The sequence below is a fragment of the Nonomuraea sp. H19 genome (assembly GCF_052068215.1).
Classification (GTDB): Bacteria; Actinomycetota; Actinomycetes; order Streptosporangiales; family Streptosporangiaceae; genus Nonomuraea.
The window spans coordinates 130,256-149,465 of sequence record NZ_JBQHCV010000006.1 but is presented as its reverse complement, the minus strand read 5'-3'; the positions used below and the strand labels follow the sequence as shown (position 1 = coordinate 149,465).

Annotated in this window: 17 protein-coding genes and 1 tRNA gene; 9 read left to right on the top strand and 9 right to left on the bottom strand. The window is 68.5% G+C overall.

Going from position 1 to position 19,210, the window contains the following annotated elements:
- Positions 1-240 precede the first annotated feature (240 nt).
- From ACTMTI_RS14815 to dapD, 5 genes are all read left to right on the top strand, one after another.
- Entirely contained in the window at positions 241-1,899 is a 1,659-nt protein-coding gene (locus tag ACTMTI_RS14815) for a S8 family peptidase (RefSeq protein ID WP_441120875.1), read from the top strand.
- Positions 1,896-2,246, top strand: a complete 351-nt coding sequence (locus ACTMTI_RS14810; protein ID WP_441120874.1) for a DUF2784 domain-containing protein — start codon at positions 1,896-1,898, stop codon at positions 2,244-2,246. The genes ACTMTI_RS14815 and ACTMTI_RS14810 overlap by 4 nt, the downstream gene beginning before the upstream one ends.
- Before the next feature lie 35 nt (positions 2,247-2,281).
- Positions 2,282-3,712 carry a pyruvate kinase gene (gene pyk, locus ACTMTI_RS14805; RefSeq protein ID WP_441120873.1) on the top strand — a complete coding sequence of 477 codons (1,431 nt, stop codon included), beginning with the start codon at positions 2,282-2,284 and terminating at the stop codon, positions 3,710-3,712.
- Positions 3,713-4,024: 312 nt separating this feature from the next.
- Entirely contained in the window at positions 4,025-4,447 is a 423-nt protein-coding gene (locus ACTMTI_RS14800) for a pyridoxamine 5'-phosphate oxidase family protein (RefSeq protein ID WP_441120872.1), read from the top strand.
- Positions 4,448-4,723: 276 nt separating this feature from the next.
- The gene (gene dapD, locus ACTMTI_RS14795) at positions 4,724-5,686 is read left to right on the top strand and encodes a 2,3,4,5-tetrahydropyridine-2,6-dicarboxylate N-succinyltransferase (protein ID WP_441120871.1); all 963 of its coding nucleotides are present in this window, start codon (positions 4,724-4,726) and stop codon (positions 5,684-5,686) included.
- Between the two features lie 138 nt (positions 5,687-5,824).
- Here dapD and ACTMTI_RS14790 read toward each other — a convergent pair whose 3' ends face one another.
- Both ACTMTI_RS14790 and ACTMTI_RS14785 read right to left on the bottom strand, forming a co-directional pair.
- Positions 5,825-6,592, bottom strand: coding sequence for a helix-turn-helix domain-containing protein (locus tag ACTMTI_RS14790; protein ID WP_441120870.1), 768 nt, complete (start codon positions 6,590-6,592; stop codon positions 5,825-5,827).
- Between the two features lie 47 nt (positions 6,593-6,639).
- Positions 6,640-6,722 (bottom strand) — tRNA-Leu (locus tag ACTMTI_RS14785).
- A 108-nt stretch (positions 6,723-6,830) separates the two neighbouring features.
- Here ACTMTI_RS14785 and ACTMTI_RS14780 point away from each other — a divergent pair.
- A complete protein-coding gene (locus ACTMTI_RS14780) occupies positions 6,831-7,415 on the top strand; it encodes an ANTAR domain-containing response regulator (RefSeq protein ID WP_441120869.1) in 585 nt (194 codons plus the stop codon).
- A 7-nt stretch (positions 7,416-7,422) separates the two neighbouring features.
- Here ACTMTI_RS14780 and ACTMTI_RS14775 read toward each other — a convergent pair whose 3' ends face one another.
- Complete coding sequence (locus tag ACTMTI_RS14775; protein WP_441120868.1) at positions 7,423-8,265, bottom strand: lipoprotein; 843 nt, start codon at positions 8,263-8,265, stop codon at positions 7,423-7,425.
- Positions 8,266-8,452: 187 nt separating this feature from the next.
- Between ACTMTI_RS14775 and ACTMTI_RS14770 the strand changes: the two genes are divergently transcribed.
- Positions 8,453-9,751 (top strand): ABC transporter substrate-binding protein, encoded by a 1,299-nt coding sequence (locus ACTMTI_RS14770; RefSeq protein ID WP_441120867.1) that lies wholly within the window; start codon positions 8,453-8,455, stop codon positions 9,749-9,751.
- Between the two features lie 21 nt (positions 9,752-9,772).
- Here the strand turns inward: ACTMTI_RS14770 and ACTMTI_RS14765 are convergent, their stop codons facing one another.
- From ACTMTI_RS14765 to ACTMTI_RS14740, 6 genes are all read right to left on the bottom strand, one after another.
- On the bottom strand, positions 9,773-10,198 hold the full coding sequence (locus tag ACTMTI_RS14765; protein ID WP_441120866.1) for a hypothetical protein: 426 nt from the start codon (positions 10,196-10,198) through the stop codon (positions 9,773-9,775).
- Between the two features lie 60 nt (positions 10,199-10,258).
- A complete protein-coding gene (locus ACTMTI_RS14760; protein ID WP_441120865.1) occupies positions 10,259-11,053 on the bottom strand; it encodes an ABC transporter ATP-binding protein in 795 nt (264 codons plus the stop codon).
- A complete protein-coding gene (locus ACTMTI_RS14755) occupies positions 11,050-11,988 on the bottom strand; it encodes an ABC transporter ATP-binding protein (protein WP_441120864.1) in 939 nt (312 codons plus the stop codon). Before ACTMTI_RS14755 ends, ACTMTI_RS14760 begins: the two co-directional genes overlap by 4 nt.
- Complete coding sequence (locus ACTMTI_RS14750; RefSeq protein WP_441120863.1) at positions 11,978-12,976, bottom strand: branched-chain amino acid ABC transporter permease; 999 nt, start codon at positions 12,974-12,976, stop codon at positions 11,978-11,980. Before ACTMTI_RS14750 ends, ACTMTI_RS14755 begins: the two co-directional genes overlap by 11 nt.
- Positions 12,977-12,992: 16 nt before the next feature.
- Positions 12,993-14,279: a branched-chain amino acid ABC transporter permease gene (locus ACTMTI_RS14745; protein ID WP_441120862.1), complete on the bottom strand. Its 1,287-nt coding sequence runs from the start codon at positions 14,277-14,279 to the stop codon at positions 12,993-12,995.
- A 401-nt stretch (positions 14,280-14,680) separates the two neighbouring features.
- Positions 14,681-15,052 (bottom strand): PaaI family thioesterase, encoded by a 372-nt coding sequence (locus ACTMTI_RS14740; protein ID WP_441121199.1) that lies wholly within the window; start codon positions 15,050-15,052, stop codon positions 14,681-14,683.
- Positions 15,053-15,156: 104 nt separating this feature from the next.
- Between ACTMTI_RS14740 and polA the strand changes: the two genes are divergently transcribed.
- Positions 15,157-17,847: a DNA polymerase I gene (polA, locus tag ACTMTI_RS14735; protein ID WP_441120861.1), complete on the top strand. Its 2,691-nt coding sequence runs from the start codon at positions 15,157-15,159 to the stop codon at positions 17,845-17,847.
- 177 nt (positions 17,848-18,024) lie between these two features.
- Positions 18,025-19,119 carry a polysaccharide deacetylase family protein gene (locus ACTMTI_RS14730; RefSeq protein ID WP_441120860.1) on the top strand — a complete coding sequence of 365 codons (1,095 nt, stop codon included), beginning with the start codon at positions 18,025-18,027 and terminating at the stop codon, positions 19,117-19,119.
- The last annotated feature ends 91 nt before the right edge of the window (positions 19,120-19,210 follow it).

Below are 19,210 nucleotides of genomic sequence, written 5' to 3'. Positions count from 1 at the left end.
GGGGCGCGCGCCCGCCCGCGCTGGGGAGGCCGGGCGCGCCCGCCCGCGCTGGGGCAGGCCGCGCTCACGCCTCGAGGCGATCCAGGCGCTGCCCGAGTCCGCTGACCTGGGGCGGAGCGGGCCTCGAGCTGGGGTCCGCTTCGCTGCTCTTAGACCGGAATTTCACAGGTAAGTTGCATCAGTCGGTTAGTGTCGGGAAGGTGCAGATTTTCTGCGGCTAGTTTTGCGGATGGGAGCGGAATGCGGCGGGTCGCCTCAGGTCTGACGGCGTTGACGGCTGTCGTCGCCCTTGCCGCCTGCTCGCCCGCGACGCCCGGCGGCCGGGCGATACCGGGCGGGACACCGGGCGCGAAGACCGCCGCCCATCCCGGCGAATACCTCGTCTTCTACGCCGGCGGCAAGCAACGCCAGGCAATGGAGGCCGTCCAGCGCGCCGGCGGCACCACGGTGGGCCAGGACGCCAGGCTCGGCTACCTCCTGGCCAAGGGCGGCGGCGACGCGTTCGTGACCGGTCTGGGCGCCGACCAGGCCATCGTCGGGGTGTCCCCGGACCGGGCCATCGGCATGGCCACGGCGGAACGTACCGGATCCGCCGCCTTCCCCGACGCGTCGTCCTTCACCAAGAAGGGCGCCGGAGAGCCGCTCGCCAACCGGCAGTGGGACATGCGGATGATCGGCGCCGACCGCGCGCACGCCAAAGCGCCCGGCTCCAAGCAGGTGCTGGTCGGCATCATCGACACCGGCGTCGACGGCAAACACCCCGACATCGCCCCCAACTTCGACCGCGGCCTCAGCCGCAACTTCGTCACCGACAAACCCAAGGACGACGACGGCGAGACACTCGACGGCCCCTGCGAGGCCAGCGGCTGCAAGGACCCCGTCGACGCCGACGACGACGGCCACGGCACGCACGTGGCCAGCACCATCGCCTCCCCGATCAACGGCATCGGCATCGCCGGCGTCGCTCCCGGCGTGCGGCTGGTGAACATCAGAGCCGGGCAGGACTCCGGGTTCTTCTTCCTCAAGCCCAGCCTCGACGCCCTCACCTACGCCGCCGACATCGGCGTGGACGTCGTGAACATGAGCTACTACGTCGACCCCTGGCTGTTCAACTGCTCCGCCAACAAGTCCGACACCAGAAAACAGCAGCTCGAACAGCAGGCCATCATCACCGGCATGCAGCGGGCGCTCGACTACGCCCGCAAGAAGGGCGTCACGCTCATCTCCGCGCTCGGCAACGGCTCCACCGACCTCGGCCATCCCAAGGTCGACGACAAGAGCCCCGGCTACCCGCGCGGTGACGAGAAGGTCCGCCGCATCGACAACTCCTGCATCAACGTGCCCGCCGAGTCCGGCGGCGTCATCTCCGTCTCCGCGGTCGGCCCCTCCGGGCGCAAGGCGATCTACAGCGACTATGGCCTGGAGCAGACCGACCTGGCCGCGCCGGGCGGCGACGTCCTCGACGGCAAGGGCAGCAAGGCCACCAGGTCGATCCTGGCCGCCGTCCCCGAGCACGTGCTTCGCGCCGGCGGGCGGATCGACTCCTCGGGCCGGCCCAAAGGCGCGGACGTCGTACGGGACTGCACCCGCGGCCCCTGCTCCTACTACCAGTACCTCGACGGCACCTCCATGGCCGCCCCACACGCCACCGGCGTCGCCGCGATCCTCATCAGCCGCTTCGGCAAGCCCGGCGCCGGCGGCCTCGCCCTCGACCCCGCCACCGTCCAGGACCTGCTCTACAAGAGCGCCACCCACAAGGCCTGCCCGTCGCCCCGCCAGTACGTCTACAAGGCCTACGGCGAGACCGACACCCACACCTGCGAAGGCGGCCCGTCCCGTAACGGTTTCTACGGCCACGGCATCGTCGACGCCTGGAAGGCCGCTACCTTCACACCATGATGTATCGCCTCGTCGCGGACACCGCGATGGTGGTGCACTTCGCGTTCCTCGTCTACCTGGCCGTGGGCGGATTCCTCGCCTGGCGGTGGCGGCGCACGCTCTGGGCACACCTCGCCGTGGTCGCCTGGGGCGTGATCTCGATCGTCACCGGCGTAGAGTGCCCATTGACCCTCGCCGAGGACTGGGGACGCCGGCAGGCCGGGATGGAGGGCTTACCGGCGTCCGGATTCATCGACCACTACATCGAGGACGTGATCTACCCGCAGGAGCACACTAACTTGGTGCGTCTGGGGGTTGCCGTTCTCGTGCTGTTCTCTTACGTCGGGTACGTTCTCCGTCGTCAGTGACAGCGAACTGGTCTGTACCAATTAAGGTAGTACTCGTGACTCGTCGCGCGAAAATCGTCTGCACCCTAGGCCCTGCCACTTCTTCCGAAGAACGCCTCCGTGAGCTGATCTCCGCGGGCATGGACGTGGCACGGTTCAACCTCAGCCATGGCAACCATGACCTGCACCGAGAGGTCTACGACCGGGTGAGGAGGGTCGCGGCCGACCTCGGCCGCGGCGTCGGCGTGCTCGCCGACCTGCAGGGGCCCAAGATCCGGGTGGGCACCTTCGAAGAAGGCCCCGTCAGGCTGGGCTTCGGCGACGTCTTCACCATCACCACCGAAGACGTGCCGGGCGACCGCGACCAGGTCTCCACGACCTACAAGGGCCTGCCCAACGACGTACGCCCCGGTGACACGATCCTGGTCGACGACGGCCGCCTCGTGCTGGAGGCCACCCGCGTCGACGGTGAGCGCATCATCACCCGCGTCGTCATCGGCGGCATGATCTCCGACAACAAGGGCCTCAACCTGCCCGGCATCAACGTCAGCGCGCCCGCGCTGACCGACAAGGACGAGGCCGACCTGCGCTGGGCACTGCGCACCGGCTTCGACATGATCGCCCTGTCGTTCGTCCGCCGCCCGTCCGACGCCGACGTGGTGCGCAACATCATGGAGCAGGAGGCCGTGCGCCTGCCGCTGCTCGCCAAGATCGAGAAGCCGCAGGCCGTCGACCGCCTCCCCGAGATCGTCGAGGCCTTCGACGGCATCATGGTCGCCCGCGGCGACCTCGGCGTCGAGCTGCCCCTGGAGCAGGTGCCGATCGTGCAGCGGCGCATCATCGAGCTGTGCCGCGAGAAGGCCCGCCCGGTCATCGTCGCCACCCAGATGCTCGACTCGATGATGAACGCCCCGCGCCCCACCCGCGCCGAGGCCTCCGACGTGGCCTACGCGGTCATGGACGGCGCCGACGCCGTCATGCTGTCGGGCGAGACCTCCGTCGGCAACTACCCGATCGAGTCCGTCTCCACGATGGACCGCATCGCCTGCGCCGCCGAGAAGGCATCCCTGCAGGCCACCCACACGCTGGAGCGCATGCCCGAGACCACGGGCGGCGCGATCGCACGAGCCGCCGCCGAAGTGGGCGCCATCGTCGGAGCCAAGGCGCTGGTGGCCTTCACCATGTCGGGCGAGACCGCCCGCCGCCTGGCCCGCTACCGCTCGCCGATCCCGCTGCTCGCCTTCACCTCGGCACCGCACGTGCGGGGGCAGCTGTCGCTGACGTGGGGGGTCGAGACGTTCCACGTGCCGTTCGTGCACCACACCGACGACATGGTGCGGCAGGTGGAGGCGTCGCTGCTGTCCCTGGGGCGGCTGGAGAAGGGGGACAAGGTGGTCATCGTGGCCGGGTCGCCTCCCGGCACCCCCGGCTCCACCAACGCCCTGCGCGTCCACACGATCGGCTCCGCGGTCTCGCACGGCAACTAAAAGCTTTTAAGATCTTTTCTTTACGGCTTCGCCGGGTCGGCCCCAGTCGCCGACCCTCGCTGAGGACCCTCCAGGGAGACGCTCACCCGCCTCACCGGCGCGCCGCCGCTACGGCGCGCCGGCGGCCAGGACCGTGGTCTTTGCCGGGCCGGCCGAACGGCGGCCGCCACGGGACCGTTCCGTCGCCATCACACCCGCCTGACCGGCTCCGACTCGGTGACGTCGCGCACAAAGCCGCGGCGGGGAGCTTTCGGGACCGCGCGCACCGGGAATAGCCAGCACAAGATCGGTGCGTACGGGGGTGGGGGCCGAATGCCGTTGAGCGTGGCCGCACGAGAAGAATTCCTGGCCGAGCCGCACATCGCGAGCCTGGCCGTGGAAGCCGGCGAGAGACGGGCACCACTGAACGTGCCCGTCTGGTACGACTACAGCCCCGGCGGAGAGATCAGGTTCCTGACCGACGGCGACTCGGTCAAAGCCAGGCTGATCGCGAAGACGGGCAGGTTCTCGATGCTGGTGCAGCGGGCCAGCCCGACATATCGGTACGTGTCGGTGGAGGGGCCCGTCCTGAGCTCCGAACCCACGACGCTGGAGGACCTGACCCGCATCTCCGCGCGCTACCTGCCCGCGGACGCGGTGTCGGGATACGTCCAGGGCTCCGACCTCAACGCACTGGTGACCTTCCGGATGCGCCCCGAACGCTGGCTCTCCGCCGACCTCGGCGCCCTCGGCTGAACCAGGCCGACCTGGGCACCGCCAGGCCGGCCCGGCGGATCTGAGCGCCGCCCCCGACCTGGCGGACCTGGGCACCGCCAGGCCGGCCCGGCGGATCTGAGCGCCGCCCCCGACCTGGCGGACCTGGGCACCGCCAGGCCGGCCCGGCGGATCTGAGCGCCGCCCCCGACCTGGCGGACCTGGGCACCGCCAGGCCGGCCCGGCGGACCTGGGCGCCGCGCCAGACCTGGCCGACCTGAACGAACACACCCGACCGGCGAACGGTATTTTTGGCCCGTGACTGCTATCGATCCCACCTCGACCGGCGCGTTCGGCGTCGGTCTCGCGACCATCGCCGCCGACGGCACCGTACTCGACACCTGGTTCCCCGCCCCCGAGCTGGGCGAGGCGCCCCTCTCGGGCACCGAGCGGCTATCCGCCGACGAGGCCGGTGAGCTGGCCTCGCTGACGGGCCACGACGCCGCGAGAGGCGTGGAGGTGGTGGCGGTGCGCACCGGCATCGCCAAGCTCTCCGAGGCCCCCGCCGACGCGCACGACGCCTATCTGCGGCTCCACCTGCTCTCCGCACGCCTGATCAAGCCGCACGGAGCGAACCTGGACGGCATCTTCGGCCTGCTGGCCAACGTGGTGTGGACCAACTTCGGCCCATGCCCCGTGCCGGACTTCGAGCAGACGCGGCTGCGGCTGCGGGCCAGGGGCGCTGTGACGGTGTACGGAGTGGACAAGTTCCCCAGAATGGTGGACTACGTGCTGCCCTCAGGCGTGCGCATCGCCGACGCCGACCGGGTACGGCTCGGCGCGCACCTGGCCAACGGCACCACGGTCATGCACGAAGGCTTCGTGAACTTCAACGCCGGCACCCTCGGCTCCTCCATGATCGAAGGTCGCGTCTCGGCCGGCGTGGTGGTCGGCGACGGCTCCGACGTGGGCGGCGGCGCCTCCATCATGGGCACCCTGTCGGGTGGCGGCAAGCAGGTCATCTCGATCGGCGAGCGCTGCCTGCTGGGCGCCAACGCCGGCATCGGCATCTCACTGGGCGACGACTGCGTGGTGGAAGCGGGCCTGTACGTGACGGCGGGCACGAAGGTCGCCCTCCCGGACGGCACGGTGGTCAAGGCCGCCGAACTGTCCGGCACGAACGGCATCCTGCTGCGGAGGAACTCGCAGTCGGGCGCGGTCGAGGCCGTCCCGCGCACGGGCACCGGCATCGAACTCAACGCCGCCCTCCACGCCAACTGACCCACGCGGGCGGCCGGCCGTGGGCCGCCTGCAGGCCTCAGACGCCTTGGACCTGCGCATCGGTGCCTGGCCTGAGACGCGCCTTGGCCGGTGCGTCTACGGGCCGAGCACCGTGCGCGTGCCGAACCCGTCCGGGCGTCAGTACTTCGGGCCGACGTAGCGGTCGAGCAGTTCGACGGCCTCCCGCCTGGCGACCGAAAGCTCGTTGCGGTTGTTGAACCGCCAGGCGACGCCGAGCAGGTCGAGCGCCTCACAGCAAAGGGCCATGATGTCGCGGGACTCGTTCTTGAAGTGGTAGCGCGGGTATGCGTACCAGCGGACGCCGCTGGGGAGGACGCGTCGGACGCGATTAAGCCCTCGGCAGCCGTCGGAGTGTATGAGGCCTCTCACGAACTGCCCGGGATGCGCTGTAACGATCTCTCGCTGCCAGTCGGCCAGCTTGATCTTGCGCTGATGCTTCATCCCCGGGCCATGCTGGGGGAACAGACATACCCAGTGCTTGGCGTAGCTCTTCACTTCCGTGCAACCCTGGCGCTGACGGCGGCTGACCGACGAGGTGGGCATGGTCCGCGCCATCGCACGGGCAGCCTCTTCGATCAGGCCTGGCCAGTTGTCGTCGCAGAAGAGGGAGAGCTGAGACACGTCCTTGCGGCAGCGCACGATATGCCCGTCCCCGAGGTAGAGCCCCAGCAGGTGGGCATACGCCACGTCGTCGAGCTCGCGGTCGTGACACCGGGGGCAGCTGCGGTGGCGTCGCAGATCCTCGTCCTCGTGAGCGCGACGGGCGCCGGTCCGCCATTTCTGGACCGCTCCGATGGAGACGCCGCACAGCTCGGCTACCTGGCGATCGAACAGGCCTTGGGCTGAGAGGCCAAGGGCACGGTCCACGGTCTCGCGAGAATGCATGTGGTCAGTTTGGCAACCGTCACTGACGGTTTCCGTTCAGCTACAGGTGCCGGAAGCGGGATTCGAACCCGCACGCCCTTTCGAGCAGACGCTTTTGAGGCGTCCATGTCTGCCATTCCATCATTCCGGCGAAATATCCGGACTTGTCCGGACTAGTGCGGCATCCTACCGCTGAAGTAGATCAGCTGCAGGGGGCCAGCGTGGCTCTAATGTACCGGACATCGGTACTCTTCTGCTCGTGAGTAAGCAGCGGCGAGTAGTGATCGCGGAAGACGAGGCCCTGATCCGCCTCGACCTCAAGGAGATGCTCCAGGAGGACGGCTACGTCGTCGTGGGCGAGGCCGGGGATGGTGAGCAGGCGATCCAGCTGGCCGCCGATCTGAGGCCCGACCTGGTCATCCTGGACGTCAAGATGCCGGTGCTCGACGGTATCTCCGCGGCGGAGCGGATCGTGGCCGAGCGGATCGCCCCGTGCCTGATCCTGACCGCTTTCTCGCAGCGTGACCTGGTGGAGCGGGCGCGGGACGCGGGGGCGATGGCCTATCTGGTCAAGCCGTTCACGAAGGCGGATCTGGTGCCGGCGATCGAGATGGCGGTCAGCAGGCACGAGGAGATGGTGGCGCTGGCGGCCGAGGTGTCGAGCCTGTCGGATCGGCTGGAGACCAGGAAGCTGGTGGAGCGGGCCAAGGGCCAGTTGATGATGCAGCACGGCTGGAGCGAGCCGCAGGCGTTCCGGTGGATCCAGAAGGCGTCGATGGATCGGCGGTTGAGCATGCGCGAGGTTGCCCAGATTGTTATAGATGATGCGGCCAAGCAGTCATAAGAAGGGTTCAGCCGCCGCCCAGGCCGCACGCCTTGAGCGCGTAGGTGATGAGGCGATCCTGCAGCGGCTTGGGCGGCGCCACGATGACCACGCGCTCCTCGCCGCCGTCGATGCTGGCCCGCACGGGAAACAGGAACGCCTTCTTGGCCTCGGCGAAGGCGTGCCCGTCGCAGCGGGCGGGGGTGAGCGCGATGGGCACCGTGAGCTGCTGTGCGGCGGCCTGCAGCACGCCGAGGGGTCGGTGCTCCTGTGTTACGAGGTAGTGGGTGGTGCCGCCCATGTCGGTCAAGGTCACTGCGCCGGGCCCGCGGCGCGTGACGATCAGGTTTCCTCGCATGACCTTGCCCGACTCCTGCCAGTCCGGGCCGAACTCGATGCTCGCCGCTTGTTTGATCAGGAATTCTGAGCATTCGTCACGCAGCAGCCTGACCAGGAGCGGGTCGGGGTGCGGCACCGGGAAGATCACCTTGCGCGGCTGCTCGGAGCCGGTGCTGACGTGTGCCACGACCGTTGCCGGCTGCACCTCGGGCAGGCCCTGGGGGGAGCACTTGGCGGCGCCGTACGGGATGCGGAGGTCCGTACGCTGTGTCCGTTTGATGGTGGCGTCGGCTCTTTGTGGCGGTAGCGTGGCGAAAGACGGGGTGACAAGCTGGACGTCGGCAAAATACACGGGCGTGTCGGTGGTATTGCGGACGGCTACTTGCAACGTGTGCACGGGCTCGTCGGAACGATATTGCGCCAGCGAGACCGATACGCCGGCGGGAGGGGCGGCGGGCGGCGAGGAGGGCTCGGACGTGCTGCAACCGGTCAGGAGGGCCGCCATGGTGAGGGCGAGCGTTATGCGCTTCACCTGCCGCACATTAAGCGTCCTCGCCCGGATCCCGTAAGTTGAGGACTGATTACGACTCCGCATCCAAGTGCCGACAGTTCTCCAGTTCATCTAGTGCCAGCACGCTGCGGTTTTATACGTTTTCGTCATTCGATCGGGAACGTTCGGCGGTGCTGACGGATCCCGGCCTGATTGAAGGAGACACTTCATGATCCGCATTGCTCCCGTGGGGCGGGCGCTGGCTGTCGTGGCTGCCACCAGCCTGGCCCTGACAGCCTGCGGCGGTGGCGGCGGCGACACCGCCTCGCAGACCTCCCCGAGTTCTGCAGCGCCCGCCTCGTCGGCACCCGCGGCGAAGGGCGATGGCACTCTCACCCTCGGTACGCTGCTGCCCCAGACCGGGTCGCTCGCCATCCTGGGTCCGCCCGAGTTCGCGGGGGTCGACCTCGCGCTCAAGGAGATCAACGAGGCCGGCGGCGTACTGGGCAAGCCCGTGGTCAAGTACGACACCGACTCGGGTGACACGACCACGAACATCGCCTCGCAGTCGGTCGACAAGCTGCTGGCGCAGAAGGCGGACGCCATCATCGGCGCCGCGTCCTCGTCGGTGTCGGAGTCGGTGATCGACAAGATCACGGGCGCGGGGGCCGTGCACTTCTCGCCGGCCAACACCTCCGACAAGTTCACCACGATCAACGACAAGGGCCTCTACTTCCGTACGGCGCCGCCGGACAAGCTGCAGGGTCGTGTGCTGGGTGACCTCCTGATCGCCGACGGCAACGACACGGTCGGCATCCTGGCGATGCAGGACTCCTACGGCACGGGCCTGGCGGACCAGGTGCAGAAGACCGTCACCGATGGCGGCGGCGAAGTGGTCGAGCGCGTCGACTACGACCCGAAGGCGGCGGACTTCTCCGCCGACGTCGCCAAGATCAAGGCGAAGAGCCCCAAGGGCATCGTCCTGATCGGCTTCGAGGAGACCACCAAGGTGGTGCAGGAGCTGGTCAAGCAGGGTCTGACGGTCGACAAGCACAAGTGGTACATGGTCGACGGCAACATGTCCAACGAGAGCTACCTCAAGTTCCCGAAGGGCACGCTCGAGGGCGTCAAGGGCACGTATCCCGGTGCCGCGGCTCCTGACGCGTTCCGGAAGAAGCTTCTTGAGGTCAACAAGGCCCTCAAGGACTTCACCTACTCCGCCGAGTCCTATGACTCGACGAACCTGATCGCGCTGGCCGCCGAGTCCGCCAAGAGCGACGCGGGCGTCGACATCGCCGCCAAGCTGATCGAGGTCAGCAAGACCGGTGACAAGTGCACCAGCTTCAAGGAGTGCGTGGACCTGCTGAAGGCCGGCAAGGACATCGACTACGAGGGCGTCAGCGGCCCGATCGAGTTCAACGACGTCGGTGACCCGGCTGTGGCCACCATCGGCATCTACCAGTACGGCAAGGACAACACGTACCCGGTCAAGGCGCTGGAGTACCGCACCGGCAACATCGCCGGCTAGTTCGCCGCAGGAAGGGCCCGGTCACTCGTTGGCCGGGCCCTTCCGCTTGCCGCACCCCGCCACGATCTCGTCGGCGGCCGCGCGGTACTGCTTCAGCAGCGCCACCTGCCGCTCCCTGGGCACGTCGTTCCTGGACAGGCCCGCGGTCGCCGTCTTGACGCGCTCCACGGCGCCTTGCAGCGAGCCGGGCAGTCGGCCACCGTACTCGAGGGTGATCCCGCGCGCCTCCGCGAGGCGGCCGATCACGGCATCCTCGAAGTTCTGCCGGTCTTCCTGGCCCTTCGGCTCCAGCATGAGGCCGGCGTAGCCGATGGCGGAGACCACGCGCGCGCAGGGGTCGTCGGCAGGGTCGCCGCCGGTGCTGTACTTCGCGGTGGAGGAGGCGTTCTCCTGGCAGCCGACGAGCAGGACGGGCAGGATGAGCGCTACTGTCGCTAAACGTTTCACACCGGACATTAAAAACGGAGAAGGGGCTCCCCAGGGAGCCCCTTCTCCGTCTCGTTACTCTTATGCCTTGGCCAGCGTGCCGAGGTAGAGCTCGATGACCTTGGGGTCGTTGGCGAGCTGCCGCCCGGTGCCGCTGTAGGCGTTGCGGCCCTGGTCGAGGACGTAACCGCGGTGGCAGATCTGCAGGCAGCGGCGGGCGTTCTGCTCCACCATGATCACCGTGACGCCCGCTTTGTTGACCTGCTGGGCCTGGATGAACACCAGGTCCTGCAGCTTGGGCGACAGGCCCGCGGACGGCTCGTCGAGCAGCAGCACCGACGGCTCGGTCATGAGCGCCCTGGCCATGGCCACCATCTGCCGCTCACCGCCGGACAGGGAGCCGGCGCGCTGCTTGCGCCGCTCCTTGAGCGCGGGGAACAGCTCGGAGACGAACTCGAAGCGCTCCTTGAACTTCCCCGGCACCTGGTAGGCGCCCATTTCGAGGTTCTCCTCGATGGTGAGGCTGGGGAAGACGTTGTTGGTCTGCGGCACGTACCCGACGCCGCGCGAGACCAGCGAGTGCGCCTTCATGTTCGTGATGTTCTCACCCTTGAGCAGCACTGTGCCGCTGCGGATGGTGACCAGCCCGAACATGGCCTTGAGCAGCGTCGACTTGCCCGCGCCGTTGGGGCCGATGATGCCGATCAGCTCGCCCTCTTTGACGTAGAGGTCGGAGCCGTTGAGGATGTTGACGCCCGGCAGGTAGCCGGCGATCAGCTCGTCGCACCGCAGGATGGCGTCCTTGGCGCCTTCGAGGTGGGCGCTGCGGTCGGTGACGGCCTGCTCGGACTGTGCCGGCTCTGGGACGGCGTTCACTTCTGCGTCTCCTCTTCGATCTCGGCCTCGAGCGCCGCCTCGGCCTCGTGGAGCTGGGCCTCCAGCTCGCTGTCCGTCAGCGGCGCGTCGTGGTGCGAGCCCAGGTAGGCGTCGATCACGCGCTCGTCGGACATGATCGTCGACGGTGGGCCCTCGGCGATGACCGCGCCCTGGGCCATGACGATCACCCAGTCGCTGATGTCGCGGACCATGTCCATGTCGTGCTCCACGAACAGCACCGTCATGCCCTGCTCGCGCAGGTCCTTGACGTGGCCGAGCAGCGACTGGGTCAGCGCCGGGTTGACGCCGGCCATGGGCTCGTCGAGCATGACCAGCTCGGGCTGGACCATGAGCGCGCGGGCCATCTCCAGCAGCTTGCGCTGGCCGCCGGACAGCGAGCCGGCGAAGTCGTTGCGCTTGGCGTCGAGCTTGAAGCGGGCCAGCAACTCCTCGGCGCGCGCCGTGATCTCCTTCTCCTGGCCGCGCCAGAGCTTCGGCACGAGGGCTTGGAAGAAGTTCTCGCCCTTCTGCCGCTGCGCGCCCAGGCGCATGTTCTCCAGCACCGTCAGCCTGGACAGCGCCTTGGTGAGCTGGAAGGTGCGCACCATGCCGGAACGCGCCACCTTGTGGGCGGGCACGCCGTTCATGGGGCGCCCGTTGAACGTCCACGAGCCGGCGTCGGCCGTGTCGAAGCCGGTGAGCTGGTTGAAGAACGTGGTCTTGCCCGCCCCGTTGGGGCCGATCAGCGCCGTGATGGAGCCGCGCTGGATCTCGACGTGGTTGACCTCGACGGCGGTCAGGCCGCCGAAGCGGCGCACCACGTTGTCCACCACGAGGATCGGGTCGGGCTTGGGTACGCCGGGCTCGCGGGCCAGGTCCTGGAAGGCGGCCAGCGCCGCGGCCTTGCGCTCGCTGGTCGTGGCTTCAGCGTGCATCGATCGCTATCTCCCTCTTGTCGCCGAAGATCCCCTGTGGCCGGAAGACGAGCAACAGGATCAAGCCGAGGCCGACCAGGATCCAGCGGACGGCGCCGACCTGGTTCGTGTCCATGAACGTGATGTACCCCGCGCCGACCGCCTCGGCGAGCACGCCGTAGATCAGGACCAGCAGCAGCCAGAAGAGCATCGAACCGATGACGGGGCCGAGCACGCGGGCGGCGCCGCCGAGGATGACCATCGTGTACATGTAGAACGTGGTCTCGGTGCCGAACACGTCGGGCTGCACCGAGCCGTAGCCCAGGCCGTAGATGAAGCCGCCGAGGCAGCCGATGACGCCGCCCAGGACCAGCGACTGCATCTTGTAGGAGAAGACGCTCTTGCCGAGGCTGCGCACGGCGTCCTCGTCCTCGCGGATGGCCTTGAGCACGCGGCCCCACGGGCTCTTCATCAGCAGGTAGACGATGACGCAGCACAGCGCGATCAGCAGCCAGCCGACCGTCAGCACCCACACCGTGCGGTAGTTGAAGAACAGCGGGACGGGGCCGAGGTTGAAGCCGTATTCCCCTTCGGGGAAGGGGTTGAGAGCATAGAAGCCGTCGCTGAAGCCGCGCTGGCCGTCCGAGCCGCCGAAAACGCTCTTGAACTGCACCGAGCGGAAGACGAGCCGGACGATCTCGGCCGCGGCGATGGTGACGATGGCCAGGTAGTCGGCGCGCAGCTGCAGCGTCGGTATGCCCATCAGGAGCGCCAGCAGCACGGCCGCGGCCAGGCCGACGATGATGCCGACCCAGAACGGCAGGCCCAGGACGGTGACGGTGACGGCGAGCCCGTAGCCGGCCACGCCCATGAACGCGGCCTGGCCGAAGTTGAGCAGGCCGGTGTAGCCGAAGTGGATGTTGAGGCCGATCGCGGCGATTCCGTACAGCACCGTCTCGACGCCCACCGCGGCCTTGAGCGTGGTACTGATGATCGTGATCCAGTCCATTCTGATCCTCCCCCGATCAGCCGATCCGCTCGCGGCGGCCCAGGATGCCCTGCGGCCGGACGAGGAGCACGATGATGAGCACGGCCAGCGCGCCGACGCTCTTGAGTTCCGGTGGCACCCACAGGGTCGAGACCTGGACGAACAGGCCTACCACGAGCGAGCCCACCAGCGCGCCGAACGCGGTGCCGAGCCCGCCGAGCGTCACGCCGGCGAAGATGAGCAGCAGGACGTCCTGGCCCATCGTGTACTTCAGGTTCTGCGAGAGCCCGAGCATGATGCCGGCCAGGGCCGCGATGGCGCCGCCTAGCGTCCAGATGATCCTGATCACCCGGTCGACGTTGATGCCGGACGAGGCGGCGAGCGCGGGGTTGTCGGACACGGCGCGGGCCGCCTTGCCGGTCCTGGTGCGCAGCAGCGCGAAGCCGACGATGACCAGGACGGCCAGCTCGATGCCCATGGCGACGAAGTTCTTCGGCGCGGCCGAGATCGGCCCGACGTCCACGCCCGGTTGCGCGGTGTACTGGGCGAAGGCCTCGTTCTGGCCGCCGAAGAAGATCAGGAACACGTAGCGCATGAAGAGCGCCACGCCGATCGAGATGATCATCATGGCGATGGTGCCGGTGCCGCGCCTGCGCAGCTGGCCCCAGAACAGCCGGTCCTGGCCGTAGCCGAGCGCGCCGGCCACCACGACCGCGATCACCGCGGCGGGGATCAGATGGAGCCCGAAGCCCACGTTGAAGGCGTAGGCGAGGATCGCGCCGAGCGTGACCAGCTCGCCGTGGGCGAAGTTGGTCAGGCCGGTCGTGCCGTAGATGAGCGACAGACCGAGCGCGGCCAGGGCGATGATGAGGCCGAGGTTGAGACCCTCGAACGTCAGCTGCGCCGCCTGCGCCCAGAACGAGCTCTCGCCGCTGTCTTGCGGCTGCTGTCCCGGGGCGGTCTTGGGCTGGATGGCGAACAGCACCGTCGAGCAGTTGCCCTCGTAGACGGTGGGGGTGCGGACGTTGTTGCCGCCGCGTAGCTGGGCGTTCTGCGGGAGGGTGCCGAGATCCAGGGTGACCTTGTACTGGCCTGGCTTGTCGACCTGAACGTCCCAGGTGCCTTGAGCGTTGGTGGTGACCTCTTTAACGGGTTGTCCGCTCTCGGTGGTCACCGTTATTTTGGCGCCGTTCACTGGCTGGCCTTGGAGTTTGAGTGTTCCCCTCAATCCCTGGCAGTCCGCGGGACCCGCGTGGGCGGGACCGGCGAGCAGGAAGATGAGTCCACCCAGGAAGGCCGTGAACGCGATCACGGCTCTGCGCAATGGTGCTCCCTCAAAAGTTAGGTCAAGGCGGGGTCGTGCCCCTCCATCTCGACACGCGCGCATCGCAGGCACAACTGGGATGCAATGGCGGGAGCTTATTGCGGCCACGACCGATTCAGTACCGTTCGTCACCAATTAGAGACATGGGTGTGTCACTCATGTGAGGAAACAACAAGCCAGGTCAGGGCCCGAAATCGGGGGGAACGCCGACGATTGGGGCGGAACGAATCGGTAACAATCCCCGGGAAGCGGTGGACGAGCCCGGGGGTGGCCTTTGGGGCCATGTAGGGCTTCCCCGGCCGTACACGTTATCTACCGGGCCTCCCCGCGGGCTCGCGTTCCGACCACCGTAGCGACCCACGGGGGCGGTGCGCAAAGATTCGGCCGAAGTGACCGAAGGGTCAGCGATCGCGCAGCATGCACGTGAGGCGCGAGGTGCACACGCGCCGTCCCTGCTCGTCGGTGATCTCGATGTCGTACGTCGCCAGGCTGCGGCCGCCGTGCAACCTGGTCGCGACGCCGGTGACGTACCCCGACGACGCCGAGCGGTGGTGGGTGGCGTTGATCTCGATGCCCAGCGCCATACGGTCGGGACCCGCGTGGATGGCCGCCGCCACCGAGCCCAGCGTCTCGGCGAGCACCACCGAGGCGCCGCCGTGCAGCAGCCCGTACGGCTGGGTGTTGCCCTCGACCGGCATCCTGCCCACGACCCGCTCGGGGCCGGCCTCGAGGAACTCGATGCCCATCCGATCGGCAAGGGTGCCCTCGTGCATGCCGGCGTACACCGCGAGGTCCCGGGGATTGGTCTGCGTCAAGGGGACGTCTCCACTCTTCCGAGCTCAGGTTTTCTGTCGCAGACGCAGACTAGGCTGCGGGTGTGCCGAAGAGTGAAGTGACCCCCAGCCGCCCGTGCCTGCTGCTGCTCGACGGGCATTCCTTGGCTTATCGCGCGTTCTACGCGCTCAAGGACGCCAACCTGATGACCACCGACGGTCAGCACACCGAGGCGGTCTACGGGTTCACCTCGATGCTGACCAATGTCCTGCGCGACGAGCAGCCGACCCATGTGGCGGTGGCCTTCGACAGGTCGGAGCCGACGTTCCGCCATGAGGAATACTCCGACTACAAGGCCAACAGGGCCGAGACGCCCGAGGACTTCCGCGGTCAGATGCAGCTCATCTTCGAGCTGCTCGACACGCTGCGCGTACCGCGCCTGTCCAAGGCCGGGTTCGAGGCCGACGACCTCATCGCCACGCTGGCCACCCGCGCCTCCGCGCAGGGCATGAGCGTGCTGATCGTCACCGGCGACCGCGACGCGCTGCAGCTCGTCGACGAGCACGTCACCGTCTTGATGACGCGGCGCGGCATCAGCGACATGACGCGCTTCACCCCCGAGGCGGTCCAGGAGAAATACGGTCTCAGCCCGGCGCAATACCCCGACTTCGCGGCGCTGCGCGGCGACCCCAGCGACAACCTGCTGAGCATCCCCAGCGTGGGGGAGAAGACCGCGGCCAAGTGGGTGCGCGAGTTCGGCTCGCTGACGGCGCTCGTCGACCGGGTCGACGAGGTCAAGGGCAAGGTCGGCGACAAGCTGCGCGAGCACGTCGCCCAGGTGCTGATGAACCGGAGGCTCACCGAGCTGCTGCGCGACGTCCCGCTGGAGGCCGAGCTCGAGGACCTCAAGCAGGGCACCTGGGAGCGCGAGGAGGTCAACAAGCTGTTCGACTCCCTGCAGATCCGCGGCGAGCTGCGCGAGCGGGTGTTCAAGGTCCTCGGCACCGCCGAGCAGGAGCCCGACCAGGGCTTCGAGGTCGAGACCGTGCTGCTCGGCCCCGACCGGGTCGCCGGCTGGCTGGCCGCGCTGCCCGAGGACCGTGCGGGGCTCGCCTTCAAGGGCGTCTACGGCAGCGGCACCGGGCGCATCGACGGCATCGCCATCGCCTCATCCGGCGGCACCGCCGCCCACATCGACCCCGTCAAGCTCACCGAGGCCGACGAGGCGGCCCTGCGGGCCTGGCTGGCCGACGAGACCAAGCCCAAGGCCGTCCACGACGCCAAAGGGCCCATCCTGGCCCTCTGGGCCCAGGGCATGGAGCTGCGCGGCCTCGCCTGCGACACCGCGCTGGCCGCCTACCTGGCGCTGCCGGGGCAGCGCACGTTCGCGCTGGAGGACCTGGCCAGACGCTACCTCAACCGGGACCTGCGGGCCGAGGAGGAGAGCACCGGCCAGGCCGCGCTGTTCGGCGACGACGAGGACGCCCCGGCCAAGGACCTCGCGCTGCGCGCGCACGCCGTGCGCGAGCTGGCCGACTCCCTGGAACGCTTTCTCGCCGGGCGCGGCGGCACCCAGCTGCTGAGCGACGTGGAGCTGCCGCTGCTGACCGTCCTGGCCGAGCTGGAGCGCGCGGGCATCGCCGTCGACAGCGAATACTTCACCGGCCTGGAGGCCGAGTTCGGCGCCGCGGTCAAGCACGCCGTCGAGGAGGCCCACAGGGTCGTCGGCGAGCAGTTCAACCTGGGCTCGCCCAAGCAGCTGCAGGAGATCCTCTTCACCAAGCTCAGCCTGCCCAAGACCAAGAAGATCAAGACCGGCTACAGCACCGACGCCGACCAGCTCGCCTGGCTCGCCACCCAGACCGACCACGAGCTGCCCACGATCATGCTGCGCCACCGCGACCAGCAGAAGCTGCGCACCACGGTCGAGGGCCTGATCAAGGAGATCGCCGACGACGGGCGCATCCACACCACGTTCAACCAGATCATCGCCGCCACGGGCCGGCTGTCGTCGGAAAAGCCCAACCTGCAGAACATCCCGATCCGCACCGCCGAGGGCCGCCGCATCCGGCAGGGCTTCGTGGTCGGCGAGGGCTACGAGACGCTGCTGACGGCCGACTACAGCCAGATCGAGCTGCGCATCATGGCCCACCTGTCGGGCGACGAGGCGCTGATCGCCGCGTTCGAGTCCGGGCACGACTTCCACCAGGCCACCGCGGCGCGCGTGTTCGACCTGCCGCCCGAGCAGATCGACGGCGAGCTGCGGGCCCGCATCAAGGCGATGAACTACGGCCTGGCCTACGGCCTGTCCGACTTCGGCCTGGCCGGGCAGCTCAACATCCCGGTGTCGGAGGCGCGGGCGCTCAAGGAGGAATACTTCACCGAGTTCGGCGGCGTGCGCGACTTCCTGCACGCCATCGTCTCCCAGGCCCGCCACGACGGCTACACCGAGACGATCATGGGCCGCCGCCGCTACCTGCCCGACCTCACCAGCGACAACCGCCAGCGCCGCGAGATGGCCGAGCGGATGGCGCTCAACGCGCCCATCCAGGGCTCGGCCGCCGACATCATCAAGGTCGCCATGCTCCACGTCCACCAGGCGATCCGCGAGGAGGGGCTGGCGTCCAGGATGCTGCTGCAGGTCCACGACGAGCTGGTGTTCGAGGTGGCGCCAGGGGAGCTGGAGCGGCTCACGAGCCTCGTGTGCGACCAGATGAACGCCGCCTATCACCTGCGGGTCCCGCTGGAGGTCTCCGTGGGCGTCGGACGCACCTGGGAGGACGCCGGCCACTGAGGCCCGCGCCGTATCCAGGGGCTCGTCCCCGTGCGGCGGTTCTCGTGGTTCCTTCGGATACCGCTGGGGTAGTCCGGCATGCCAGGAGCGCCCGCGGCCATGCCGGTTCGCGGGCCGCCTCCAGGTGGTTCTGCACTACCCTGGAGCGTCGATTTCCCCGAGGGGCACGGGAGTTCAGTGCGGGTATCAGCGTCACTCACGCGGATCATCGGCATCGCGAACATCGTGGTGGTCACCGTGGCCGTCATCGGATTGAGCCTCTTACCGGACGAGGGCCGGCCGCACGCCAAGGCGCCGATCGAGGCCAAGGTCGAGGGCACTGCCGCGCCGCCGACCCAGGCCACGGCCGGCGAGCCGCCCGGCGTCGTGGCCACGCCCGAGTTCGCCCGGCAGGTCGGCGCCAACGAGGCGGGGCTGGTCCCGGTCCTGATGTACCACCGGATCCTCCCCAAGCGGTACGCCGCCATCGACCGGACGCCGGACCAGCTCAAGAAGGAGCTGGAGAAGCTGGCCCAGCAGGGCTACGTGCCGATCACCGCCAGGGAGTTCGCCACCGGCCGGATCCCGGTCCCGGCGGGCAAGTTCCCGGTCGTGCTGACGTTCGACGACGGGCACCCGAGCCACTTCGCGCTCGACGCCAACGGCAACCCCGCCGCCGGCACCGCCGTGGCCGTGATCCAGGACGTGGCCCGCAGATACCCGTCATTCCGTCCTGTCGCCACCTTCTGGATCAACAAGGAGCCGTTCGGGCTGCGCGACCTGGGGTCCCAGGCCACAGCCGTGCGATGGCTGGTCGACCACGGCCACGAGGTGGCCAACCACACCTGGGGCCACCCCAACCTGCGCTCGCTCAAGAAGAAGAAGGTCAAGGAGCAGATCGTCCGGCTCGAACGCCTGCTCGGAAAGCTCGGCGTGCCGTCGTCCAGGACCATGGCGCTGCCGTACGGCATGCTGCCCAAGGTCGAGAAGACGGCCCGGACCGGGTCCTGGGACGGCACACGGTACGACTTCGCCGGCGTGTTCCTCGCGGGAGCCGAGCCGTCGCCTTCGCCCTTCGCGAAAAAGTTCGACCGCGGAGCGATCCAGCGCATCCAGAGCAACGGCACGAAGGGCGAGTGCCGCAAGTGGTGCTCGCAATACTGGCTGGAATGGCTGCGTAAGCACCCTGGCCACCGGTACGTCTCCGACGGCGACCCCGGCCGGATCTCCATACCGGAGGAACTTCGAGGTAATATCATCGCCAAGCGAGGGCTCCAGGTCATCGTCTATTGACGGCTCCCCGGATTGACCTCGCGCTCCAGGTCTCATATGCTGATCGCTGCGCTGTGGGCTCGCGCGCGCCTCAGACGGAGCGGGCTCGCGC

Bases quoted from the DNA above. Each gene is read 5' to 3' on its own strand.
- ACTMTI_RS14815 (WP_441120875.1), top strand. From the start codon at position 241: ATGCGGCGGGTCGCCTCAGGTCTGACGGCGTTGACGGCTGTCGTCGCC.
- ACTMTI_RS14810 (WP_441120874.1), top strand. From the start codon at position 1,896: ATGATGTATCGCCTCGTCGCGGACACCGCGATGGTGGTGCACTTCGCG.
- ACTMTI_RS14800 (WP_441120872.1), top strand. From the start codon at position 4,025: ATGCCGTTGAGCGTGGCCGCACGAGAAGAATTCCTGGCCGAGCCGCAC.
- ACTMTI_RS14790 (WP_441120870.1), bottom strand. From the start codon at position 6,592: ATGCATTCTCGCGAGACCGTGGACCGTGCCCTTGGCCTCTCAGCCCAA.
- ACTMTI_RS14770 (WP_441120867.1), top strand. From the start codon at position 8,453: ATGATCCGCATTGCTCCCGTGGGGCGGGCGCTGGCTGTCGTGGCTGCC.
- ACTMTI_RS14755 (WP_441120864.1), bottom strand. From the start codon at position 11,988: ATGCACGCTGAAGCCACGACCAGCGAGCGCAAGGCCGCGGCGCTGGCC.
- ACTMTI_RS14750 (WP_441120863.1), bottom strand. From the start codon at position 12,976: ATGGACTGGATCACGATCATCAGTACCACGCTCAAGGCCGCGGTGGGC.
- ACTMTI_RS14740 (WP_441121199.1), bottom strand. From the start codon at position 15,052: ATGCACGAGGGCACCCTTGCCGATCGGATGGGCATCGAGTTCCTCGAG.